The organism is Amycolatopsis balhimycina FH 1894 (genome assembly GCF_000384295.1).
In the GTDB taxonomy this organism is placed as follows: Bacteria; Actinomycetota; Actinomycetes; order Mycobacteriales; family Pseudonocardiaceae; genus Amycolatopsis; species Amycolatopsis balhimycina.
In genome coordinates this window covers 451698-473091 of the sequence record NZ_KB913037.1, presented here as the reverse complement: position 1 = coordinate 473091, position 21394 = coordinate 451698, and the positions used below count along the sequence as shown (strand labels likewise).

Below are 21394 nucleotides of genomic sequence, written 5' to 3'. Positions count from 1 at the left end.
CCCTGACGAGGTGGCCAGTAGCCCTTCTCCTTCCCCGGCCGAGGCCTATGCGGCCTCCACGCGTCGCGGGAAGTACCCCCAGCTGACGCGCTTCGCCGCGGAGGCTTCCTTCGAGTTCGACCAGTTCCAGATCCGCGGGTGTGAGGCCCTCGAGGGCGGTCACGGCGTGCTCGTCTGCGCGCCCACCGGGGCGGGCAAGACCGTGGTCGGCGAGTTCGCCGTGCACCTGGCGCTGGCCGAGGGCCGCAAGTGCTTCTACACGACGCCGATCAAGGCGTTGTCGAACCAGAAGTACGCCGACCTCGTCGCCCGGTACGGCGCCGACGCCGTCGGCCTGCTGACCGGGGACACCTCGATCAACGGGAACGCCCAGGTGGTCGTGATGACCACCGAGGTGCTGCGCAACATGCTGTACGCCGGGTCCTCCACCATCACCGACCTCGGGTACGTGGTCATGGACGAGGTGCACTACCTCGCCGACCGGTTCCGCGGGGCGGTCTGGGAAGAGGTGATCCTGCACCTGCCCGAGCACGTCCGGGTGGTCGGGCTGTCGGCCACGGTCAGCAACGCCGAAGAGTTCGGCGAGTGGCTGGTCGAGGTGCGCGGTGACACGACCGTGGTCGTCGACGAGCACCGGCCGGTGCCGCTGTGGCAGCACATGCTCGTCGGGAACCGCCTGCTGGACCTGTTCGCCGGCGAGGACGTCCACGCGCCCGGCGCCGAGCTGCGGATCAACCCGACCTTGCTGCGCCGGACCGAGGAGATCGGCCGCCAGTACGCGCCCGCGGGGTTCCGTGGCCCGCGCGGGCGCCGGGGTGCGCCGCCGCGGATGCCGCGGTTCCGGCCGCCGTCGCGGGTGGAGGTGGTCGAGCAGCTGGACCGGGCGGGGTTGTTGCCGGCGATCGTGTTCATCTTTTCGCGGGCCGGGTGCGATGCGGCGGTGGCGCAGTGCGTGCGGTCCGGGCTGCGGCTGAACGGGCCGGGTGAGGTCGAGGAGATCCGCCGGGTCATCGAGGAGCGCACGGCCGATCTGCCCGAAGGTGACCTCGGTGTGCTGGGTTACTGGGAGTGGCGGGAGGCGCTGGAGCGCGGGATCGCCGGGCACCACGCCGGGTTGCTGCCGGCGTTCAAGGAGACGGTCGAGGAGTTGTTCGTCCGGGGGCTGGTGAAGGTCGTGTTCGCGACCGAGACGCTCGCGCTGGGGATCAACATGCCGGCTCGCACGGTCGTGCTCGAACGCCTGGTGAAGTACAACGGCGAAGCGCATGTGGACCTGACGCCGGGGGAGTACACGCAGCTGACCGGGCGGGCCGGGCGGCGGGGGATCGACGTCGAGGGCCATGCCGTCGTGGCTTGGCAGCCGGGGGTGGATCCGAAGCAGGTGGCGGGGCTGGCGTCGACGCGGACGTATCCGCTGCGGTCGTCGTTCCGGCCGGGCTACAACATGGCGGTGAACCTGGTCGCGCAGGTGGGTGCGACGGAGGCTCGTGAGCTGCTGGAGCAGTCGTTCGCGCAGTTCCAGGCCGACCGGTCGGTGGTCGGCACGGCGCGCCGGATCGAGCGGAACAAGGAGGCCCTCAAGGGCTATGGGGCCGCGGTGACCGGGGATTTCGACGAGATGCTGGAGTACGTCGAGCTGCGCGCGAAGATTTCGGCGCGGGAGAAGGCGTTGTCGCGGCAGAACACGGCGGTGCGTCGTGCGGGTACGGCGGAGTCGCTGGAGAAGCTGCGGAAGGGTGATGTGATCGCGGTGCCGGCGGGGCGGCGGGCGGGGCTCGCGGTGGTCGTCGATCCGGGGCTCGATCCGATCCGGGAGCCGCGGCCGGTCGTGGTGACGGAGGATCGCTGGTCGGGGCCGTTGTCGGTGGCGGATTTCCCGGCGCCGGTGGAGGTGCTGGGCCGGATCAAGCTGCCGAAGCACATCGAGCTGCGTTCGCCGAAGACTCGTCGGGACATCGCTTCGACGTTGCGGAGCGCGGGGATTGCGTTGCCGGGTAAGCAGAATCGGCGGTCCGGGGCGAACGAGGACGGTGAGCTGGCGGCGTTGCGGCGGGCGTTGCGGGCGCATCCGGGTCATGGGCTGGCCGAGCGTGAGGCGAACTTGCGCTGGGTCGAGCGGTATCAGCGGCTGGCGGCGGAGACGCAGCAGCTGGAGCGGAAGGTGGCCGCGACGACGCACTCGCTGGCGCGGGCGTTCGACCGGATCCTGGCTTTGCTGGGTGAGCGCGGCTATTTGGGGCCGGAGTCGGCGGGTGATGGCGAGGACCGTGTCACCGAGCACGGGAGGCGGCTGACGCGGCTCTACAGCGAGTCGGATCTGCTGGCGGCCGAGTGCATCCGGCACGGGGTGTGGCGTGGGCTGAACCCGGCGGAGCTGGCGGCGGTCGTGTCGACGTTGGTGTTCGAAGCTCGTCGGGACACGGCGGGTGAGCCGCGGTTGCCGGGTGGGGCGGTGCCCGAGGCGTGGCAGGAGACGGCGCGGTTGTGGGTGGAGCTGACCGAGGACGAGCGGCGGCACCGGCTCGATCGGACGCGGGAGCCGGACGCCGGGTTCGCGTGGCCGGTTTATCGCTGGGCTCGTGGCGAATCCTTGGAGAAGGTGCTCACGGCGGCCGAGGCGAACGGCCAGGAGTTGTCGGCGGGTGATTTCGTGCGGTGGTCGCGGCAGGTGATCGATCTGCTCGACCAGATCCGTGATGTGCTCGGCAAGGGTGATCCGGTCGGGGCGGCGGCCGCGGACGCGGTGAAGGCGCTTCGCCGGGGTGTCGTGGCTGCTGGAGCGGCGTGAACTTCGTGTAAGCCCTGCTCCAGACGGCGCAGGCGGTGAGCGTGGACACGTGTGCTCGGCTGCGACCTGTGGTTGGATCGCCTGGACACCGTCCGTATGCGGCTCGACGGCGGTTTCGGGGTGGACAGCGAGATGATCGAAGCAGGCGGAGGCAGACGATGAGCACGCCGTATGGCGGCAACGACCCACAGCAGCCCCAGTACGGGCAGCAGCCGGGCGGCGCGTACCCGCCGAGCGGTCAGCAGGAACAGCCTCAGTGGGGTCAGCAGCCGCCTTCCTACGACCCGAACCAGCAGCAGCAGTGGGGTCAGCCGCAGCAGCCCCAGCAGCCGCAGTACGGGCAGCAGCCGGGTGGGTACAGCCCGCCGCAGCAGCCGCAGTGGGGTCAGCAGCCCCCGCCTTACGGGCAGCAGCCGCCGGGGTATCCGCAGAGTGGTCCGCAGGCGCAGCCGCAGTACGGGCAGCAGCCGGGTGGGGCGTACCCGCAGAGTGGTCCGCAGGCGCAGCCGCAGTACGGCCAGCCGCAGCCGGGCCAGTACGACTACGGCCAGCAGTTCCCCGGCCAGGGCGCGCCGGAGGGTGAGCAGCAGCCGGCGAAGTCGAAGAAGGGCCTGTTGATCGGGGTCGTCGCGCTGGTGGTGGTGCTGGCGGTCGTGGGTGTGCTGGGTTTCGTGGCGCCCGGGTTCTTCAAGACGCAGGTCTTCAACAACACGCAGATGCAGACCGACGTCCAGAAGCTGCTCACGGAGACGTACAAGATCGACGGTGTCACCGGGGTCACCTGCCCGGCCGAGCAGAAGGTCGAGGACGGGGCGAAGTTCGAGTGCACCGCGACGATCGCCGGCAAGCCGCAGCAGGTGCCGATCACGGTGAAGGGCGACGGCGGCAACTACGAGGTTTCCCCGCCCGCTTCCAAGTGACGTGACCGAGGTCCGGTCGCCGGGAATTCCGGTGGCCGGACTTCGTCGTCTCCGGAGATGATCCGGGGATGAGCGACTTCGAGATCCGGACGCTGGGCGTCGATGAGCACCGCGCCGCGAGTGACTTGTTCCGTGGCACGGTGCATTTTCCGCCGGCCGACGACACCGAGTGGGAGCGTACGGCGCGGACGTACCAGCCGGGTGGGACGCTCGGGGCGTTCGGGCCTGAGCTCGTCGGTACCGCGAAGGCTTTCGACGCCGAGCTGACCGTTCCCGGCGGGGCGCGGCTGCCGATGGCCGGTGTCACCGGGGTCGGTGTCCGCGCCGACCGGACTCGCCGTGGCATCTTGCGGGCGTTGATGACGGCGCAGCTGGAGGATTTCGCGGGGCGCGGGGTGGTGTTCGCGAACCTGCTCGCTTCGGAAGGCACCATTTACGGCCGGTTCGGCTACGGCCTGGCGACGCGGTGCCGTACCTACAGCGTCGACCGGCATCGGGCGCGGCTGCGTCCGGAGGTGCCGGCGGGCGGTGAGCTCGAGCTGCTGGAGATCGACCGGGCTTTCGAGGTCTGCCCGGGCATCTACGAGCGTCTGCGGCGGCGGCCCGGGGGAATGACGCGTCCGGAGGTGCTGTGGCGGCTGTACGAGAACCAGGCGCGTCGCGGGACGCAGCCGATGAAGACGGTGGTGCACCACGGGCCGGACGGTCCGGACGGGTTCGTCCGGTACTTCGTCGGAGGCGGGCACGATCAGCCGAAGCGGCTGGAGGTGACGGATCTGTCCGCCGGTTCCCCGGCCGCGTTCGCCGGGTTGTGGCGGTTCCTGCTGGGCGTCGATCTGGTGGACCGGGTCGTGGCCGAGGAGCGCGCGCTCGACGAGCCGATCGAGCTGATCCTGGCCGACCATCGCCACGCCACCGTCGAGCGGGTCGCCGACGAGCACTGGATCCGGCTCGTCGACGTCCCGAAGGCACTGGCCGCCCGCGAGTACGGGCACGCGGCCCCGGTCGTGCTGGAGGTGGTCGACCCGCTGCTGCCCGGCAACAGCGGTGCCTACCGGATCACGCCGGACGGTGCGGAGCGCACTGACGGGCCTGCCGCGCTCCGCCTCGACGTCACGTCGCTCGCGATGGTCTACCTCGGTACCTGGCGGGTTTCGGCGCTGGCCGACGCGGGCCGGGTCGAGGTGCGTGATCCGGCCGCTCCGGCGGCGGCGGACGCGCTCTTCGGTACCCGTGTCGCGTCGTGGAGCGGCACTTACTTCTAAAACCGGGTGCCCGTTCCGGTGGGTGGGCGGCAGGATCGGGGGATGACCGCCTTCGACGTCCGCCCGATCACCGAAGACGAGCGGCGCAGCACGGTGGACGTGCTGCGGCGCTCGTTGCACCACAACCGCATCACCGACGACGCCTGGGCCCGGACCGGGAAGTCGTGGCCTGCCGAGCACAAGTTCGCGGCGTTCGACGGTGGAACTCCGATCGGGATCGTCAGTTCGTTCGACACCGGGATCGCCGTGCCGGGCGGGCGGGCCGTGCCGGTCGCGGCGGTCGACGGTGCCGGCGTGCGTGCCGACCGGACCCGGCGCGGGGTGCTCAGCGCGCTGATGGCCGCGCAGCTGGCGGACTTCGCCGCGCGGGGGGTGCCGTTGGCGGTCCTGCACGCCAGCGAACCCACCATCTACGGCCGGTTCGGCTACGGCTCGGCCGCGCTCGGCAAGACCGTGCGGGTGGCCCGGCCCGCGGGCCGGTTGCGTGAGCGCGTCCCGGCCGGGGGCGAGGTCCGGATGCTCACGCCCGAAGAGGCGGTGAAGGAGCTTCCCGCGTTGTACGAGCGCATCGGGCTGCACCGGCCGGGCATGATCGGGCGTCCGGACCTGTGGTGGCCTGTCGCGCACGACCGGTACGCGGGCCCGGAGGCCGGCCATCTCGTGGCTGTCCACAGTGGACCCGACGGCGACGACGGCTTCGTCGTGTACGCCACGGTCAGCCGCCGGTCGTTCGACTCGCCGGACGAAGGTGCCGTGCTGGACGTCCACGACATGCACGCCGCCGGCCCGGCCGCGCGGGCCGGGCTCTGGCGGTTCCTGCTGTCGGTCGACCTGGTCTCCGGGGTGCGCGGCCGTCACCGCCCGGTCGACGAGCCCCTCGCGGTGATGCTGGCCGACCACCGGCACGCCGCCACCCTGGCCGTCGAGGACGACCTGTGGCTGCGGCCGGTCGACGTCGAGGCCGCGCTGGGCGCCCGCGCCTATCGTGCGGCCGGGCCCGTGGTGCTCGCGGTGGCCGACCGGACGCTGCCGGGCAACACCGGGCACTACGAGGTCGGTCCGGACGGCGTCCGGCGCACCTCCGCGGCCGCGGACCTGGCGCTCGACGTCGACACCCTCGGCATGCTCTACCTCGGGCAGTGGAGCGCCACCGCGCTGGCGGACGCCGGCCGGATCGAAGTCCGCGACGAGGCGGCCGTGGCGCGAGCCGACGAGCTGTTCACCACGGTCACCGCGCCGTGGTGCGGCACGCACTTCTAGTGTTGCGCGTCGTCGGTTCGTTGACAGTGCGGCTGCGAGGGCGAGCGTCCTGAATGACTCATTCAGGTCTTCGGAGGTCCTGAATGAGTCATTCAAGACCTTTGGCCGGAGCTGGCGAGCTTCGCTCACCGGGGCTGAGCGAGCGCCCTGACTCCAGCGGCCCGAGCGTCAAACAACTTGCGACGCGCGACACTAAGCGCCGGGCAGGGCCTTGAGCAGCCGTTCGACCGAATTGCCGAGGTTCCACCGCTCGGCCAGTTCGGCGACCCGCTCCGGGTCGGCCGGGGTGGCCGGCACGGTGTCGGGGCCGGACTGCTCCACCGGGGCGTCGACGGCGACCTTGACCACGGTCGGGGCGACGGCGAGGTAGTCGGCGGCGTCCGCCAGCCGCAGCCGGGTCTTCAGCGGCACCTGCGAGTCCCCGGCCGAGGCGGCCGCCAGGAGTGCCTCGAGCGACCCGAACTGCGTGATCAGCTTCGCCGCGGTCTTCTCGCCGATCCCGGCGACGCCGGGCAGCCCGTCGGAGGGGTCGCCGCGCATCATGGACATGTCCGCGTACGCCGGCCCGGCCGTCTCGCGGGGGAGGCTGTAGCGCTCGGCGATCTCGGCCGGGCCGAGCACTTCGGCTTTGGCCCAGCCCTTGCCGACGTAGATCACCGATGTCGGTGTCGGCTCGGTGCGTACCAGCTGGAACAGGTCCCGGTCGCCGGTGATGACCTCGACCGGGTCGGTCTGCTCGCGGGTCGCCAGCGCGCCGATGACGTCGTCGGCTTCGTAGCCCGCCGCCTCCGCGGTGGCGAACCCGAACGCCGCCAGCAGGTCCAGGATGATCGGCACCTGCGGGGTGAGCGTGTCGGGCACCTCTTCGACGTCCGGGCCGCTGCCGGTCTCCTCGGCCACCCGGTGCGCCTTGTAGCTGGGCAGCAGGTCGGTGCGGAACTTCGGCCGCCAGTCCGCGTCGAGGCAGCACACCAGCCGCGCCGGGCGCCGGTCGGTGAGGATGCGCGCGATCGTGTCGGCGAACCCGCGCACGGCGTTCACCTGCGTTCCGTCCGCGGCGCGCATCGAGTCGGGCAGGGCGAAGAAGGAGCGGAAGTACAGGCTCGCGGAGTCGAGCAGGGCAAGGGATCCGGTCACCCGCACAGCCTGCCACGCCCGCCGGCGGCCGTGGGTGCGCGACGCACCCGGGACGGCGGCGCGCACGTCATGAACGACCCTTTCATGACATCCGGCGAGGTGAACGAGTCGTTCATGACGTGCGCGCGGCACGCCGCCGGCGACAGGGGTGGGTCACCCGGGTCGGCATGTCGTGGCCCCAGGCGGTCCGGCCGCCGCATCCGGCCCACTAGGCTCGCCCCCATGTCGCGCCGTTCCCTCCACACGCCCGCCCCCGACGCCGTCGCCCTGCGCGCCCGGCTGGACCGCGCCCGCACCGCCGCGGCCGCCGCGAGCACCGACGCCCTGCTGATCGCGCCCGGCTCCGACCTGCGCTACCTCCTCGGCCAGGCCGGCGGCTCGTTCGAGCGGCTCACCACCCTCGTCGTCCCGGCCGACGGCACGCCCGCGCTGGTCGTGCCGAAGCTGGAGGCGCCCGGCTACGCCGACGTCCCGACCGACGAGCTCGGCGTCGAGCTGCTCACCTGGGTGGACGGCGACGACCCGTACAAGCTGGTGGCCGACCGGCTCGGCAAGCCCGGCCGCGTCGCGGTCAGCGACTTCACCCCGGCGCTGCACGTGCTCGCCCTGCGGGCGGCGCTGGGCGAGGCCGAGCAGACGCTGGCCGGCCCAGTCGTGCGGGAGCTGCGGATGCGCAAGGACGCGACGGAGATCGCATCGCTGCGCGAGGCCGGCGCGGCGATCGACCGCGTGCACGCCCGCGTCCCGGAGTTCCTGCGGCCCGGCCGCACCGAGGCCGAGGTCGGCGCCGACATCACCGCGGCCATCGTCGAGGAGGGCCACCTCCGGGCGGACTTCGTGATCGTCGGCTCCGGCCCGAACGGCGCCAGCCCGCACCACGACGTCTCCGGCCGGGTCATCGAGCGCGGTGACGTCGTGGTCGTCGACATCGGCGGGCCGCTGCCGGCCGGTTACAACTCCGACTCCACCCGCACCTACGCCGTCGGCGAGCCGCGTGACGCCGACGTTGCCGAGACCTACGCGGTGCTGCAGCGCGCCCAGGCCGCCGCGGTCGCCGCGGTGCGGCCGGGGGTCACCGCCGAGGCCGTCGACGCCGCCGCGCGCGACGTCATCACCGAGGCGGGGTTCGGCGAGTACTTCATCCACCGGACCGGGCACGGCATCGGCCTGGACGTGCACGAGGAGCCGTACATCATCGCCGGCAACGCGCTGCCGCTGGAGCCGGGCATGGCCTTCAGCGTCGAGCCGGGCATCTACCAGCCGGGCCGGTGGGGCGCCCGGATCGAGGACATCGTCATCGTCACCGAAGACGGCGTCGAGTCCGTCAACAACCAGCCGCACGAGCTCGTCGTGCTGAACGCGTGACGCCCGGCGGTCTGGAGCCGCTGGACCAGGCGATCGTGCAGGAGCTCGCGGCCGACGGGCGGCGCAGCTTCACCGACCTCGCCGAGCGCGTCGGGCTGTCGGTGTCGGCGGTGCACCAGCGGGTGCGCCGCCTCGAGCAGCGCGGTGTCATCCTCGGGTACACCGCGCGGCTCGACGGCGAGCAGATCGGGCTGCCGCTGACGGCGCTGATCTCGCTGACGCCGAACGACCCGGGCGCGCCGGACGACTACCCCCAGCGGATCCAGCACATCAAGGAGATCGAGTCGTGCTACTCGGTGGCCGGCGACGAGTCCTACATCCTGCTGGTGCGCGTCCAGACGCCGCTGGCGCTGGAGGACCTGCTGCGCCGGATCCGGGAAGCCGCGAAGGTGTCGACGCGCACGACGGTCGTGCTGTCTACGCCGTTCGAGGGACGTTCGCCGACGTTCTGATCCCGGCGTTCCGCCCGGCGACCGGGGCACTGGTACGGTAAAAGGTATGGCAACACGTAAGGTGACTCTTTCGCTGGACAGCGGCGCGCTGGAATTCGCCGAACGAGCCGCGAAAGCCCACGGAATCTCAGTCTCGTCCTGGCTGTCCAAGGCAGCCAGGCGCGAGGCGGTCCGCACCGGCTACACCCCGCAGAAGCCGGAGCTCGGCGTCCCGGAATCGGACGAGGCCGAACGCAGCGCGGCGGAGAAGGATCTGCGTGCGCAGGGGTGAAGTCTGGACGTACCACCCCCCGACCGAACCGGCCCGGCAGCGCACGGTCGTGCTGCTGTCCTCGGACGGGGTGAACGAGTCCGAACGGCCCTGGCTGCTCGGGACCGAACTGCTCGACCGCGACCCGATGGACATCCTCGGCGTGGCGATCGACGCCCGCTACTGGGTATCGACGCTCAACCTGACCCGGCTGTACCGCCCGTGGTTCGACGAGCGCGTCGCCGAGATCGACCAGGACGTCCAGGAACGCATCGACATCGCCCTGCGAGCCGCCCTCGACCTCTGACACCGCGGACCCCGCCGACCCCGGGCGCCGGCGTCAGCGGGCGACGACTTCCGGGGCCGCGTGCAGCTTGCCGTCCGCGCCCGCCAGGCAGGACGCGTTGCCGTCGCGGGCCGCGATGAACTCGGTGACGCAGTTGGCGATCGCGGTGTGGCCGGCGGTGTTGGGGTGGAACGACTCCTGCAGCGCGTGCCCGGCGCGTTCGGTCCGGCCGAGGTCGGCCAGCTGCAGCGTCAGCCGCGTGAACCACTCCGTGGCGGGGTTCGCGCCGCCGCTGCACGCCTCGTGCTTCACGCCCGCCTTGGCCAGGTCCAGGAACCGCGCGCCGGACTCGCGCGCGGCCGCTTTCAGTCCCGACGACAGGACACCGATGCCGGTCTGGGAAATCCAGCGCAGGTCCTCGACCCGGAACGGGCAGCCGTTGAGGGTGCGCAGGTCCTCCGGCAGGTCGGGGCCGATCGGGGCGGCGTAGGACTGCAGGATCAGCTGGTAGTCCGCGGGCACGTATCCCGCCTGCGCCAGCACCGTCTTCACGTCCGAGACCGCCTTCGCGACCTTCGGCACCATCGCGTCCACTTTGGACTGCCAGCTCTGCTTCAGCGCCGTGCTGCACGGTGGGCCGCCGGGGTTGAACCACGCCTTGAAGCACTCGGTGACCTGGTTGGAGAACTTCGGCTCGTCGTTCGCGCCGACCGCGATCACCACCGCGGCCACCCGGTGGTCCTTCACCAGTGCCGCCAGCTGCTGTGCCTGTGAGCCTTCCGTCCACTGTTTGACGTCGCCGAGCGCGACCTGCTCGGCGGGCGCGCCGGAACAGCCGAGGTTGACGTGCGCGGTGACGCCGGGGACGGTGATCTTTTCGACGAACGCGTTGGGGGAGCGGTGGCACCAGTTGCCGCCCTGGCCGTTGGTGGCGGCGGTGTACTGGCCGGCGCCTTCGCCGGAGACGGTGCTGTCACCCATCGCGACGACGGTGAGCGGGCCGGTGCCGGGCGGTCCCTGCCGCGGCTGCGGGTGGCCTGGCCGGCTTTCCGAGCCGAAGAAGACGAAGAACCCGGCCAGCAAGGCCACGCACGCGAGGACCAGGGCCCCCCAGTACCACCGAAGACGTCGCATCGCCGTCGATTCTACGGATCGGGTGATCGACTCCTGGTCCGGACACGGTGCGTCACCGATCACTCCCGGCGCCTTGACTAACCGGACTCCGGTCCGATACGGTCGGAGGCATAACCGGACTGTGGTCCGAAACGCTGCCGAGGAGCACCGACATGCCCGATCTGCTGCACATCTCCGCCTCGCCCCGCGGCGAGAACTCCCAGTCGCTGCGCCTGGCAGCTACTTTCCTGGACACCTACCGCACCATCCACCCCGGCGCCGAGATCGACGAATGGGACCTCTGGGACGGCTCGCTGCCCGCGTTCGGCCCGGCCGCCGCCCGCGCCAAGATGACCGTCTTCGGTGGCGGCACCCCGCAGGGCGAGGAAGCCGAAGCGTGGCATGCGGCCACCGAGGCCTTCGCCCGGTTCGACGCCGCCGACCGGATCCTGTTCAGCGTGCCGATGTGGAACTCCGGGGTGCCGTACGTGCTCAAGCAGTTCGTCGACGTCGTGTCCCAGCCCGGCTTGATCTTCGGCATCGACCCCGCGACCGGCTACCAGCACCTGCTGGCCGGCCGCGGCAAGCGCGCCGCCGTCATCTACACCAGCGCGGTGTGGGGACCCGGCGTCGGCCCCGAGTTCGGCGCGGACTTCCAGGCGCCGTTCTTCACCGGCTGGCTGAACTGGACCGGCATCGACGACGTCGCCGAGATCCGGTTCCACCCCACCCTCACCGGCGACGCCGCGGAGGTGTCCCGCGTCGCCCACGAAACGGCCCGCGACGTCGCGAAGGCGTTCTAGCCTGCCTCGGTCAGGTCGGTGGCCGCAGCGAGGCCGGCCAGTGGATGCTCCGCCGGAAGCACCGCGCAGACCTCCTCGGTCAGCAGCGTCCGCGACACCAGGTCCTCGACCAGCGGCGGCCGGGTGAAGGCCAGGTCGAACCGGCCTTCGCGCAGGCCGTCGACGAGCTCGGCGATCGACGCCTCGGCCGTCGTCACCGCCAGATCGGGGAACCGCTCGCGGACCGCGCGCACCACCGGCGGCAGCAGGTAGTTCGCCGTCGTGGCGAGGAAGACCAGCCGCACGCTGCCGATCTCGCCGCGCACCGCCCGGCCGAGCGTCGCGACGGCTTCTTCGGCGCGAGCCAGCACCGCGCGGGCCTCCGGCAGGAACAGCTGCCCGACGGCGGTGAGCCGCGCCCCGCGCGCGTCGCGGTCGAACAGCCGCGCCCCCAAAGCCCGTTCCAGCACGGTGATCTGCTGCGACAGCGACTGCTGCGCGATGTGCAGGCCCGCGGCGGCGCGCGTGAAGCTGGTTTCGTCGGCGACGGCGACGAAGTAGCGAAGCTGCCGCAGCTCAGGGGTCACAGGCTCAGACTGTAGCTGTGGCAGGGCATCGGTGTTGGCGGCCCGGCCGTGATCGTCTCCAGGATGGAGGGAGGAAACCACTGGGAGGACACCGAAGATGACGAACACCGACGGCCGCGTCTGGCTGATCACCGGCTGCTCCGCCGGCTTCGGCCGGGAAATCGCGCTGGCCGCGCTGGCCGCGGGCGACCGAGTGCTGGCCACCGCCCGGCGGCCGGAAACGCTGGCAGAACTGCGGGAGCGCGGCGGCGACCGGATCCGGACCGCGGCACTGGACGTCACCGACCCCGGGCAGATCGACACGGCGGTGAAGACCGCGCTCGAGGAGTTCGGCCGGATCGACGTCGTGGTCAACAACGCCGGCAGCGGCTCGGTCGGCGCGGTCGAAGAACTCACCATGGACGAACTGCGCGCGCTGATGGAGGTCATGTTCTTCGGCGCGGTCGCGGTCACCAAGGCCGTCCTGCCGCACCTGCGCGCGCAGGGCAGCGGCACGGTCGTGCAGATCAGCTCGATGGGCGGGCAGCTGTCCCCGCCCGGCTACGGCGCCTACTGCGCGACCAAGTTCGCGCTGGAGGGCATCTCCGAGGCACTGGCCGCGGAGGTCGCGCCGTTCGGGGTGAAGGTGCTGATCGTCGAGCCCGGCGCGTTCCGCACCGAGTTCGGCGGCGGCCGGATGCACCGCTCCCGCACGATCGACGCCTACGCCGTATCGACCGGCGGAACGCGCGAAGCGGTCGAGAACATGGACGGCACCCAGCCCGGCGACCCGGCCAAGGCGGCCGCGGCGATCCTCCGCGCGGTGGGCAGCGACGACGCCCCGCTGCGGCTCGCGCTGGGCGCGGACGCCGTCGAAGCGATCCGCGCCCACCACGAGGCCGTCGCGGCGGACCTGGCCGCCTGGGAAGAGGTCAGCCGGGCCACCGCGCTCGGCTAGTTCTGCGGATCCTGCAGTACGCCAAGGACGTTGCCGTCGGCGTCGGTGAAGGTCGCCACCAGGCGCCCGTTGCCGACGTCCTTCGGCTCGTCCTTGACCTTCGCGCCCGCCGCGGTCACCTCGGCGAGCTTCGCCTCGATGTCGCCGACGTGCCAGTACGTCACCGGCCCGGTCATGCCCTGCTGCGCGCCGTTCGGCACCAGGCCGATGTGCTGGCCCTCGGCGTCGTAGCCGACGTAGTAGGGCGCGTCGGCCTGCGGCTCGATGCCCAGCAGGGCGGTGTAGACGGCCTTGGCGGCGGCCAGGTCGGTGACGGGGTGCAGGACGGTCTTGATCCCCTGGGTGCTCATCTTCGGTGCTCCTGAAGTCGTGGTCTGCGGTACGTCGCTTGCGTGACTTCACTGACGCTATTCCCGGCTCGCTGACCAGCGCTTCTCGATTCCTGATCGGTTGGCGGGCCGCTACACTCCGGACCGTCATCCGGGATCGGCGATGGGGGCCGCGATGAGCGGGAACAGGGTTTTGGTGGCCGGAGCGAGTATCGCGGGGCCCGCGCTGGCCCATTGGCTGCAGCGGCGGGGAGCCGAGGTCACCGTGGTCGAGCGGGCACCCGGGTTGCGTCCCGGTGGGCAGGCGGTCGACGCGCGCGGGGTGGCCAAGGAAGTCATCAAGCGGATGGGGCTGGACGCGGCAGTGCGCGCGGCCCGCACCGAGACCGCCGGCGCGCACACCGTGGACGTCGACGGGAACGTGCTGGAGACCTTCCGCGCCGACGACCACGGCGGCGACGGCTACATCGCGGACATCGAGATCCTGCGCGGAGACCTCTCCCAGGTGCTCCACGACGACACCCGTGACGGGGTCGAATACCTCTTCGGCGACCGGATCGCCGAACTCACCCAGGACGCGGACGGGGTCGACGTGACCCTCGCGAGCGGCGCCCGGCGGCGCTTCGACCTGGTGATCGGGGCCGACGGGCTGCACTCGGCGCTGCGCGGGATGGTCTTCGGGCCGCGCGAGCGGTTCCTCCGCCACCTCGGGCTCGTCCTGGCCTTCTACAGCGTGCCCAACGAGTTCGGGATCGACCGCTGGATGCTCGACTACCAGGACCAGGGACGCTCCGCCGGCCTGCGGCCCCTCAAGGACCCCACCCGGGCGATGGCCATGCTCTCCTTCCCCGCGGCCGGTTTCGACGTCGACTACCGCGACATCGAGGCGCAGAAGAACCTGCTGCGGGAGCGGATGGCCGGCCTGGGCTGGTGGACCCCGCGCATCCTCGCGCACCTGGACGACACCCCGGACTTCTACCTCGACCAGGTCGCCCAAGTCGTCATGGACCGCTGGTCGGCCGGACGGGTGGGGCTGATCGGCGACGCGGCGTTCAGCTCGTCGCCGATGTCCGGTGGCGGCACCGGGCTGGCCCTCGTCGGCGCCTACCTGCTGGCCGGCGAACTCGCCGCCGCCGGGTGGGACCCCGAGGCCGGGTTCGCCGGCTACGAGACGCTGATGCGTCCGTTCGTCGAGGCCAACCAGGAGATCGGCCGGCTGCACGTCCAGAGCCGCGACGCCGCCGCCGCGGACGCCGAACCCGACATGGCAGCGCTCATGCCGCTGATCGAACGCGCGATCAACGGCGTCGAACTGCCCGGCTACGCCGGGGTACCGGACTTCGGAGCTTCGGTCAGTCCAGCAGCGCCGTAAGCACCCCGTCGAGCAGGCGGACGCGGCGGTCGGCGATGCGGTGGACCTCGTCGTCGTGGGTCGCGACGATCACCGCCGCCCCCTCCTCGGCACACCGGCGCAGCAACCGCAGCACCCGGGGCGTCGAGCCGGCGTCCAGGTGCGCGGTCGGCTCGTCGGTCAGCAGGACCCGCGGCCGCCCGGCGACCGCGCGGGCGAGCGCGACCCGCTGCTGCTGCCCGAACGACACCTCCAGGGGGTAGCGGTCGCCGAGCTCGCCGATGCCCAGCTCGTCCAGCAGCCCGGTGACCCGCTCGGCGATCGCCGCCGGTGCCGGGCGCGGGACGTCGGCGCGCAACCGCAGCGGCAGGGCGACGTTCTCCGCGATCGTCAGCTCGTTGGCCAGCCCCAGTGCCTGCGGCAGCACCGCGCAGGTGTGCCACGGCGGCGCGCCGCTGATCGGGACGCCGTCGAGCAGCACACAGCCGGAGTCGGGGGAGTCGAACCCGCACAGCAGCGCCAGCAACGCGCTCTTGCCCGACCCCGACCGGCCCGACACCGTCACCAGCTCACCGGCGCCGACGCGCAGTTCCAGCCCGCGCAGCACCTCGATGTCCCCGCTCGGATGGGCGAAACTGCGGCGCAGCCCGACGGCTTCCACGATTGTCATGCCGGCAGCTCCCGTTCTTCGACGCCTTCGAGCGAACCCTTGTGCAGCCGGGCCACCCGCGCGCCGAGGTCGATGAGGCGCTCGTCGTGCGAGGCGACGAGCACCGCGAAATCCTGGTCCACCAGGTACCGCAGGGTGTCCAGCACCAGATCGGCCGACGCCTCGTCCAGCTGCGACGTCGGCTCGTCGGCCAGGACCACCGTCGAGCGCGCGGCCAGCACGCACCCGAACGCCAGCCGCTGCTGCTGCCCGCCCGAGAGCGCGGCGATCTTCCAGCCGCCGGTGCCGTGCAGGCCCAGCTGCCCGAGGATGTCGTCCGGACGGCACTCGGTCCCGGCCGCCTCGGCCGCGGCGTGGAGGTTGTCCGCCACGCTCAGGTAGCCCAGCAGGTTGTCGGCCGGGTTCTGGAACACCAGCCCCAGGTGGTGGCGCCGCAGCGCCCGTCGTTCCCGGTACTTGAGCCGGCGGACGTCGGCGCCCTGGAACGTCATCGTGCCGCGCGCGGGCGGCTCGAACAGCCCCAGCACCCGCAGCAGCGTCGACTTCCCCGACCCGGACGGCCCCGCGAACACGGTCATCCCGCGCGCGGGCACGTCGATGCTGACGTCGTCGACGCCGGTGACGACGCCGGCCGGCGTCTGGTAGTCGACGCCGATGCCGCGCAGGGAAAAGATGGGTTTCTCAGGCACGGATCAGCTCCGCGGTCCGGGCGGTGCGCACCGAGCGCACCGCGATCCAGCCGGCCAGGGCCACCACCAGCACACCCACGGCCAGCACGGTCAGCACGAACGGCAGCGGATCGGGCAGCTCCGAACGCGGCGCGAGGAACGTCGCCGGGTCGAACCGGGGCACCGACAGGCCCGCCACCGAAACCCCGCACACCACCCCGACGACGATGGCCAGCCCGCTCAGCGCACCCAGCTCCATCAGGTGACTCGCCAGCAGCGTCCGCGGCCGCATGCCCATCCGCAGCACCAGCGCCCCGGCCAGCGCGTTCTGCCGCCGCCGGACCTCGACCGCCACCAGCAGGGCCAGGATCGCGACCACCCCGAGCACCGCGCCCAGCAGCGCCACGAACGAGAACGTCCACGACACCACGAAGAACGGCAGACCGTCCAAAGCGGACTCGCGGCTGATCCGGTTCGGGATGAACACTCCCGCGGCCCGCAGCGCGGCGGTCGCCTCCGCCATCGGCGACGTCGTCAGCACGCTCCACTTCGGGATCCCGTTCAGCTGCGCCCGGCCGAGCACCGCGCGCGAGATGACGTAGCCGGGGGAGGTGCCGATCATCGGGAACACCGGCAGGTCACCGGCGACGACGGCGTCGGGCAGCCCGTCCGGCAGCTTGCCGGTCTGCTTGGCCGTGTGCCCGACGCGGATCACCGGCGTGCCGCGCGGGTCCGGCTGCGAGATCTTCCGCAGCAGCTCGGCCAGGTCGTCGCCGGGAACGCGGTCCACCGCGGCGGCGCGGGCGAACGTCGCGGGGTCGACCACCAGCACCACGCCGCCGGTGCCGGTCAGCTCGCCGACCACGGTGCTGGTGCCGGCCAGCGACGCGGGCATCGCGATGTCACCCATGCCGATCGGGCTGTCGGTGTCGAGGCGGGCGTTGCTGCCGACGAAGATCGCCGACTTCGTGTCGAGGGCCTCCTCCTGGCCGTGGGCGATGCCGATCCCGGTGGCCAGCGTGCCGATGGCGAGGGTGCCGATGACGAGCACCCCGGTCACCGGGGCCCGGGCACCGGCCAGCCGCCGGATCGCCAGCTGCAGCGCCGGGCGAGACCAGAACCGGGCCCGGTGCGAGGCGTGCAGCGCGAGCCACGCCAGCCGCGCGGTCAGCAGGCCCACGGTCAGCACCACGAACACCGGATAGGTCAGCGCCAGCGGATCGACCTGCGGTAATGGATTTCCGAGGCGTGACGCGGTGCCGTAGCCGGCCAAGCGGGTCCAGCCCAGCCACGCCATCCCGGCCGTCGCGAGCTCCCACGGGAAGTACGCCAGCAGCCGCACCCGGTTGCCGCGGCGGCGCACCCGGCCCAGCTCGAACTCCCGGTGCACCCGCACGGCGACGACGAGCGCCAGCAACGTCAGCGACACCACCAGCGTCCCCGCCGCGACGACGCCCGCCCGCAGCACGGCCGCCGGATCGGGCGCCCCGGGTGGCCCGTAGACGCCGAGCAGCACCCGCGCCGCGACCGCGCCCGCGGCGCCGCCGAGCAGGATCGGCGGGCCCAGCTCGGCGACGGCGAGCCCACCCAGCGCCGCCGGCCCGCTGCCGCGGGCCGAGAGCAGCCGCAGCTGCGCGTGCCGGCGCTGGTACCACTGCAGGGCCACCGTGCCGAGGCCGGCGCAGCCGACCAGGACGCTGATCAGCGCCAGCGGCAGGATCGAGACGAACACGTTGTCCCGGGCCTGGCGAGCGATCTGCGCCGAGCGCTCGAACGTCGGGACGTCGGCGGCGACCAGCGAGCCGAGCCCCTGGGCGGTCAGATCGGCGCGGACGTCGGCGACGAGGTCGCGCGAGCGCTGCACCAGGTCCTCGGCGCCGCTGAGAGTGGTCGGCGGCGGCTCGTAGAAGGAGATGTGGAAGTACTGCATGGTGGGCAGGCCGATCGCCTTGATCGCGTCGTCGAAGGTCTTCCGGTCGGTGGCGAACACGATCGAGTCGATCGGGTCGTTGACCAGCCGGTCGATGACGGCGCCGGACTGCTGCGAGCACCACCACCGCGGCGGCGGGTCGAGCAGATCGCGGTAGACGCCGGTGACCGGCGCCAGCGCGACGCCCTCGACAGCCGGATGCGCGCCGACCCCGACGTGCTCGCCATTGGCCAGCACATCGCCCAGCCACCACCCGGGCGCGCGCGTGCCCTGCTGCAGCGTCAGGTGGTCCAGGCCGACCTGGTCGCGCGAGGCCAGCCGGACCTTGTAACCCGGGCCGCCGTCGAACTTCGTGCCGAACAGGACGTTCGTGAACTGGCCGACGACGGGGGCGCCGAAGCCGTGCGCGGCGGCCTGCCGCTGGACCGCGCCGGTGAGCGCGGGGATGTCCTTGACCGGCATGTTGCCCTTGCCGAATACCGGGCCGTAGCTGTCGGGACAGGTGGTCCCGGTCTGGTAGGTCACCGTCGCCCCGCCGGCCGCGGACGCCTGCAGCACCGCCGCCGCGCCGAGAAAACAGGCCAGCAGCGAGGTCACAGCCGCCACGATCAGCGTGAGCGGACTGGAAAGGGCGGCCCTCGGGGCCGCCCGCCACGGCTTGGTCACTCTGGGTTGTCCAATCTTCCCCCACTTCACCCGCATGGACGCGCACGCTACCGGCAGACCCCAGGACGGGGAACGTTTTTGTCACGATCGTTGTCACCGGCGGTGTTCGCCCACGAAGATCACCTTGATTGGTCTAATCCAATCGTGAAAGCGTTCTCGCCGGTCTCGGCTGAGGCTTTCGGCGGCGTCCCGGTTGGGCAACACGGAGGTTGGCCAGGCCGCCGCGGGCCGAAAGACTGCGCGGGGAAGATCTCCGCCCCTCGAGGAGGAACCGATGCCGCACATTCCGCTCGACCCGCAGCTGCCGGGGATCCGGTCGCTGATGGCCTTCCGGCCCGAGACCGCCGTCCCGCTCAACCATCTGGCCCAGACCCTCCTTCGCGGCCCGAGCAGCCTGACCGTCGGCGAGCGCGAACTGATCGCCGCAGTTGTCTCCAACGGCAACGAATGCCGCTTCTGCCACGGCAGCCACGCCGCCGCCGCGGCCGAGACCCTCGACGGTGGCCGCGCGGTGGTCGACGCCGCCTGCGCCGGGGTCGACGACGCGCCCGTCTCGGACAAGCTCAAGGCTCTGCTGCGGATCGCCCTCGCCGTCCGCGAGACCGGCCGCGCCGTCACCCCCGAGCTGGTCGACGCGGCTCGTGCCGAGGGGGCGACGGACCTCGAGCTGCACGACACGGTCCTGGTCGCCGCGGCGTTCTGCATGTTCAACCGCTACGTCGACGGGCTCGCCACCGTGGCGCCGGACGACCCGGCGGTCTACGACCAGATCGGGAAGGTGCTCGCCGCCGAGGGCTACGACCGCTGATCAGGGCACCAGCACGATCCGGCCCGGCCGTGTCCAGGCGTCGGCGGCGTCCGCGAGCGGAGCGCGCTCGTAGCGGACGGTGAGGTGGCCCGCCATCGCGTGGGCCACCACCGTGAGGAGGGCTTCGCCGCGCTCGTCGGCGGTCAGTTCGTTGTTCGTGTAGCCGAGGACGCGCAGCGACCGGCTGCGCAGCACGGCCGAAGGCACGGCGAACTCGTCGCCGGCGGCGCTGCCGAGGTTGACCAGCCGGCCACCCTGGCGCAGGGTGCGCAGCGCCGCCGCGGCGGGGATCCCGCACACCGGGTCGATGACCAGGTCCACCGGCCCGGCGGCCTCGCCGAGCCGCCGCGCCAGCGAGCCCGCGTCGTCGCCCTCCTCGAGCCGGACGACGCGGTCCGCGCCGAGCCGCAGGGCCCGCTCCAGCGCGGCGTCCGAGCGCGCGCACGCCACGACGTGCCCGGCGCCCGCCACCCGCGCCAGCTGCAGTGCCGCCTGCCCGACCACACCACCGGCCCCGAGCACCAGCACGGTCTCGCCCGGCGCGAGCCGGCCCGTGGCCGTCAGGCACATCCAGGCCGCGACCGCCGACAGCCCGAGTGCCGCGACGAGCGTGTGGTCGGCCCCGGGCGGCAGGACGACCAGATCCTCGGGGGCGACCACGGCGCGGTCGGCCATGCTGCCGTCCCCGGGACGCATGCCCGCGGTCGTGGCGAACCAGACCGGTGTCCCGGCCAGGTGCGTCGGTGTCGGCCGCGTCAGGACGCCGACGCCCTGCACCCCCGGCACGTACGGCGTCGAGGGAACGCCGAAGTAGGACGCGCCGGACGCGCAGAGCAGGTCGAGCGGGGTGATCGGCGCCGCCGTGACGCTCACGGCGACTTCGCCGGGACCCGGCTCGGGATCGGGCCGGCCGGCCACCACCGGCGGCTGCCCGGCGACCCGGATCTCAGCGGCACGCACGGCGGTCAGACGGGCTGGAGGACGAAGTCGTACCGCGCTTCCAGCCACGGCTCCGCGGACTGGCCGCCGTCCGGGGTCGGCCCGGGATCGCGGGGCTCGAAGGCGACGACCAGTTCCTGCTTGGTGCCGAACACGACGTCGCTGTCGAGGTACTGCGCGCCTTCCTGGAACAGGTGCGTGATCAGCGGCTCGTAGCCGGCGGCGTTGACCAGGAAGTGCACGTGGGCGGGCCGGAAGTGGCTGATGTCCGTGCCGCCGATGAGCTCGCCGACCGGGCCGTCCATCGGGATCGAGTAGCCCTTGGGCGCGATGGTGCGCAGGCAGTAGGACCCGTCGGGACGCGTAGCGTACTTCGCGCGCAGCCGGGCTTCGTCGATGTCCGCGATCTGCGACTCGTACGCGCCGTCTTCGTCGGCCTGCCAGACGTCGAGGATCGCGCCGGCGACCGGGGCGCCGTCCAGGCCGCGGACCGAGCCGGTGACGTAGAGCGGCGTGCCGGGCAGGCCGTCGGACATGTCGCCGCCGAAGTCCTTCTCCGGCGAGCCTTCGATGTGGAACGGGCCGAGCACGGTGGCCGGGGTCGCCTTGGCGTCGAAGGCGTGGTTCATCTGGACCACCAGCATGCTCAGGCCGAGCACGTCGGAGGCGAGGATGAACTCCTCGCGCTTCTCGTTGCTGATCCGGCCGGTTTCGGTGAGCCACCGCATCGCGGCCATCCACTCGGGCTCGCTCAGCCGCACTTCACGCGCGAAGGCGTGCAGGTGCCGCACGAGCGCGGCCATGACCTCCGCCGTCCGCGGGTCGTGCGCGCTCGCCCAGCGCTCCGCGGCGAGCTCGGTGATGTTGTCCTCGGTGACGAGCTGCATCGGC

At 72.3% G+C, this 21394-nt stretch carries 21 protein-coding genes; 12 read left to right on the top strand and 9 right to left on the bottom strand.

The window, feature by feature from the left end; translation table 11 throughout:
* Positions 1–10: 10 nt before the first annotated feature.
* From A3CE_RS0101245 to A3CE_RS0101230, 4 genes are all read left to right on the top strand, one after another.
* Entirely contained in the window at positions 11–2788 is a 2778-nt protein-coding gene (locus tag A3CE_RS0101245; protein WP_020638245.1) for a DEAD/DEAH box helicase, read from the top strand.
* A 158-nt stretch (positions 2789–2946) separates the two neighbouring features.
* Positions 2947–3708, top strand: coding sequence for a DUF4333 domain-containing protein (locus A3CE_RS0101240; protein WP_020638244.1), 762 nt, complete (start codon positions 2947–2949; stop codon positions 3706–3708).
* 68 nt (positions 3709–3776) lie between these two features.
* A complete protein-coding gene (locus A3CE_RS0101235; protein ID WP_020638243.1) occupies positions 3777–4973 on the top strand; it encodes a GNAT family N-acetyltransferase in 1197 nt (398 codons plus the stop codon).
* Positions 4974–5015: 42 nt separating this feature from the next.
* Entirely contained in the window at positions 5016–6233 is a 1218-nt protein-coding gene (locus A3CE_RS0101230) for a GNAT family N-acetyltransferase (RefSeq protein ID WP_020638242.1), read from the top strand.
* Between the two features lie 192 nt (positions 6234–6425).
* Here A3CE_RS0101230 and A3CE_RS0101225 read toward each other — a convergent pair whose 3' ends face one another.
* Positions 6426–7370, bottom strand: a complete 945-nt coding sequence (locus A3CE_RS0101225; protein ID WP_026468041.1) for a 5'-3' exonuclease — start codon at positions 7368–7370, stop codon at positions 6426–6428.
* A gap of 222 nt (positions 7371–7592) precedes the next feature.
* Here A3CE_RS0101225 and A3CE_RS0101220 point away from each other — a divergent pair, with 222 nt between their 5' ends.
* The 4 genes from A3CE_RS0101220 to A3CE_RS0101205 are packed head-to-tail and all read left to right on the top strand — an operon-like array spanning position 7593 to position 9744.
* Positions 7593–8735 carry a M24 family metallopeptidase gene (locus A3CE_RS0101220; protein ID WP_020638240.1) on the top strand — a complete coding sequence of 381 codons (1143 nt, stop codon included), beginning with the start codon at positions 7593–7595 and terminating at the stop codon, positions 8733–8735.
* Positions 8732–9187 carry an Lrp/AsnC family transcriptional regulator gene (locus A3CE_RS0101215; protein WP_020638239.1) on the top strand — a complete coding sequence of 152 codons (456 nt, stop codon included), beginning with the start codon at positions 8732–8734 and terminating at the stop codon, positions 9185–9187. The genes A3CE_RS0101220 and A3CE_RS0101215 overlap by 4 nt, the downstream gene beginning before the upstream one ends.
* 46 nt (positions 9188–9233) lie before the next feature.
* Positions 9234–9458, top strand: a complete 225-nt coding sequence (locus tag A3CE_RS0101210) for a hypothetical protein (RefSeq protein ID WP_026468040.1) — start codon at positions 9234–9236, stop codon at positions 9456–9458.
* Complete coding sequence (locus A3CE_RS0101205; RefSeq protein ID WP_020638237.1) at positions 9445–9744, top strand: hypothetical protein; 300 nt, start codon at positions 9445–9447, stop codon at positions 9742–9744. Before A3CE_RS0101210 ends, A3CE_RS0101205 begins: the two co-directional genes overlap by 14 nt.
* 33 nt (positions 9745–9777) lie before the next feature.
* On the opposite strand, the gene A3CE_RS0101200 is transcribed toward A3CE_RS0101205, so the two are convergent.
* Positions 9778–10857: a GDSL-type esterase/lipase family protein gene (locus A3CE_RS0101200; RefSeq protein ID WP_020638236.1), complete on the bottom strand. Its 1080-nt coding sequence runs from the start codon at positions 10855–10857 to the stop codon at positions 9778–9780.
* A gap of 152 nt (positions 10858–11009) precedes the next feature.
* Between A3CE_RS0101200 and A3CE_RS0101195 the strand changes: the two genes are divergently transcribed.
* Positions 11010–11639, top strand: a complete 630-nt coding sequence (locus A3CE_RS0101195) for an FMN-dependent NADH-azoreductase (RefSeq protein WP_020638235.1) — start codon at positions 11010–11012, stop codon at positions 11637–11639.
* On the opposite strand, the gene A3CE_RS49775 is transcribed toward A3CE_RS0101195, so the two are convergent.
* A complete protein-coding gene (locus tag A3CE_RS49775) occupies positions 11636–12205 on the bottom strand; it encodes a LysR family transcriptional regulator (protein WP_020638234.1) in 570 nt (189 codons plus the stop codon). The two genes, A3CE_RS0101195 and A3CE_RS49775, sit on opposite strands and share 4 nt — an antisense overlap.
* Positions 12206–12302: 97 nt before the next feature.
* Here A3CE_RS49775 and A3CE_RS0101185 point away from each other — a divergent pair, with 97 nt between their 5' ends.
* Entirely contained in the window at positions 12303–13142 is an 840-nt protein-coding gene (locus A3CE_RS0101185) for an oxidoreductase (RefSeq protein ID WP_020638233.1), read from the top strand.
* On the opposite strand, the gene A3CE_RS0101180 is transcribed toward A3CE_RS0101185, so the two are convergent.
* A complete protein-coding gene (locus A3CE_RS0101180) occupies positions 13139–13492 on the bottom strand; it encodes a VOC family protein (protein WP_020638232.1) in 354 nt (117 codons plus the stop codon). The genes A3CE_RS0101185 and A3CE_RS0101180 overlap by 4 nt on opposite strands.
* Before the next feature lie 154 nt (positions 13493–13646).
* Here A3CE_RS0101180 and A3CE_RS0101175 point away from each other — a divergent pair, with 154 nt between their 5' ends.
* The gene (locus A3CE_RS0101175) at positions 13647–14843 is read left to right on the top strand and encodes an FAD-dependent monooxygenase (protein WP_026468039.1); all 1197 of its coding nucleotides are present in this window, start codon (positions 13647–13649) and stop codon (positions 14841–14843) included.
* Here A3CE_RS0101175 and A3CE_RS0101170 read toward each other — a convergent pair.
* Genes A3CE_RS0101170 through A3CE_RS0101160 form a run of 3 tightly spaced genes read right to left on the bottom strand, consistent with a single transcriptional unit; the run spans position 14824 to position 18756 of the window.
* Complete coding sequence (locus tag A3CE_RS0101170; RefSeq protein ID WP_020638230.1) at positions 14824–15492, bottom strand: ABC transporter ATP-binding protein; 669 nt, start codon at positions 15490–15492, stop codon at positions 14824–14826. The two genes, A3CE_RS0101175 and A3CE_RS0101170, sit on opposite strands and share 20 nt — an antisense overlap.
* Entirely contained in the window at positions 15489–16181 is a 693-nt protein-coding gene (locus A3CE_RS0101165) for an ABC transporter ATP-binding protein (RefSeq protein ID WP_020638229.1), read from the bottom strand. The genes A3CE_RS0101170 and A3CE_RS0101165 overlap by 4 nt, the downstream gene beginning before the upstream one ends.
* Positions 16174–18756 (bottom strand): FtsX-like permease family protein, encoded by a 2583-nt coding sequence (locus A3CE_RS0101160; protein ID WP_020638228.1) that lies wholly within the window; start codon positions 18754–18756, stop codon positions 16174–16176. The genes A3CE_RS0101165 and A3CE_RS0101160 overlap by 8 nt, the downstream gene beginning before the upstream one ends.
* 274 nt (positions 18757–19030) lie before the next feature.
* Here A3CE_RS0101160 and A3CE_RS0101155 point away from each other — a divergent pair, with 274 nt between their 5' ends.
* Positions 19031–19564 carry a carboxymuconolactone decarboxylase family protein gene (locus A3CE_RS0101155; protein WP_020638227.1) on the top strand — a complete coding sequence of 178 codons (534 nt, stop codon included), beginning with the start codon at positions 19031–19033 and terminating at the stop codon, positions 19562–19564.
* Here A3CE_RS0101155 and A3CE_RS0101150 read toward each other — a convergent pair whose 3' ends face one another.
* Both A3CE_RS0101150 and A3CE_RS0101145 read right to left on the bottom strand, forming a co-directional pair.
* Positions 19565–20524 carry a quinone oxidoreductase family protein gene (locus tag A3CE_RS0101150; RefSeq protein WP_020638226.1) on the bottom strand — a complete coding sequence of 320 codons (960 nt, stop codon included), beginning with the start codon at positions 20522–20524 and terminating at the stop codon, positions 19565–19567.
* A gap of 5 nt (positions 20525–20529) precedes the next feature.
* Positions 20530–21390, bottom strand: a complete 861-nt coding sequence (locus tag A3CE_RS0101145) for a dioxygenase family protein (protein ID WP_020638225.1) — start codon at positions 21388–21390, stop codon at positions 20530–20532.
* Between the last annotated feature and the right edge of the window lie 4 nt (positions 21391–21394).

Bases quoted from the DNA above. Each gene is read 5' to 3' on its own strand.
- A3CE_RS0101230 (WP_020638242.1), top strand. From the start codon at position 5,016: ATGACCGCCTTCGACGTCCGCCCGATCACCGAAGACGAGCGGCGCAGC.
- A3CE_RS0101200 (WP_020638236.1), bottom strand. From the start codon at position 10,857: ATGCGACGTCTTCGGTGGTACTGGGGGGCCCTGGTCCTCGCGTGCGTG.
- A3CE_RS0101195 (WP_020638235.1), top strand. From the start codon at position 11,010: ATGCCCGATCTGCTGCACATCTCCGCCTCGCCCCGCGGCGAGAACTCC.
- A3CE_RS0101210 (WP_026468040.1), top strand. From the start codon at position 9,234: ATGGCAACACGTAAGGTGACTCTTTCGCTGGACAGCGGCGCGCTGGAA.
- A3CE_RS0101235 (WP_020638243.1), top strand. From the start codon at position 3,777: ATGAGCGACTTCGAGATCCGGACGCTGGGCGTCGATGAGCACCGCGCC.
- A3CE_RS0101185 (WP_020638233.1), top strand. From the start codon at position 12,303: ATGACGAACACCGACGGCCGCGTCTGGCTGATCACCGGCTGCTCCGCC.
- A3CE_RS0101170 (WP_020638230.1), bottom strand. From the start codon at position 15,492: ATGACAATCGTGGAAGCCGTCGGGCTGCGCCGCAGTTTCGCCCATCCG.
- A3CE_RS0101145 (WP_020638225.1), bottom strand. From the start codon at position 21,390: ATGCAGCTCGTCACCGAGGACAACATCACCGAGCTCGCCGCGGAGCGC.
- A3CE_RS0101220 (WP_020638240.1), top strand. From the start codon at position 7,593: ATGTCGCGCCGTTCCCTCCACACGCCCGCCCCCGACGCCGTCGCCCTG.
- A3CE_RS0101180 (WP_020638232.1), bottom strand. From the start codon at position 13,492: ATGAGCACCCAGGGGATCAAGACCGTCCTGCACCCCGTCACCGACCTG.
- A3CE_RS0101175 (WP_026468039.1), top strand. From the start codon at position 13,647: ATGAGCGGGAACAGGGTTTTGGTGGCCGGAGCGAGTATCGCGGGGCCC.
- A3CE_RS0101240 (WP_020638244.1), top strand. From the start codon at position 2,947: ATGAGCACGCCGTATGGCGGCAACGACCCACAGCAGCCCCAGTACGGG.
- A3CE_RS0101155 (WP_020638227.1), top strand. From the start codon at position 19,031: ATGCCGCACATTCCGCTCGACCCGCAGCTGCCGGGGATCCGGTCGCTG.